This window comes from Elizabethkingia argenteiflava, from assembly GCF_009904105.1.
Lineage (GTDB): Bacteria > Bacteroidota > Bacteroidia > Flavobacteriales > Weeksellaceae > Elizabethkingia > Elizabethkingia argenteiflava.
On the sequence record NZ_JAAABJ010000578.1, the window covers coordinates 1 to 498 of the forward strand.

1 protein-coding gene is annotated in these 498 nt (G+C 31.7%); it reads left to right on the forward strand.

The window, feature by feature from the left end; all coding sequences use genetic code 11:
• The first annotated feature begins 104 nt into the window (after positions 1 to 104).
• Positions 105 to 353 carry a helix-turn-helix domain-containing protein gene (locus GNY06_RS15250; protein WP_394350835.1) on the forward strand — a complete coding sequence of 83 codons (249 nt, stop codon included), beginning with the start codon at positions 105 to 107 and terminating at the stop codon, positions 351 to 353.
• Positions 354 to 498 lie beyond the last annotated feature (145 nt).

Genomic DNA, 498 nt, shown 5'->3' on the forward strand with positions numbered 1-498 from the left:
AAATAGATAAACATGGTGATTATACTCTTCAATTATGAAATTCATGACTTAGACTGGGGATTTATAAATAATTAATAAATTGAAAATCAATTTCAGATATACGTATAAAATTAAAAGTTCTCCATTATGCAAAAGAGATTGGAAATATTTCTCAGGCATGTAGATATTATGGTATCTCAAGAGAAGCTGTTTATCAGTGGAAAAGAGCTTATGAGCAAGAAAGGGAACAAGGTTTATTTAATAGTAAGCCTTGCCCTGAAACCCCAAAGCTCAGAACCCCTAATCACATAGAAGATCTTATACTGTATTTGCGTAAAACTTATTATTTTGGGCAATTACGAATCAAATGGTAGTTATCCCGTTATCATGGAATTGAGTTATCTTCAGGCGCTGTTTATCATGTATTAAAAAGGAATGATGTGAATAAGTTACCTCAGAATATGAAGAAGCGATCTATAAAAACCTTCAAACGATATGAAAAACAGGTTCCTGGTCATA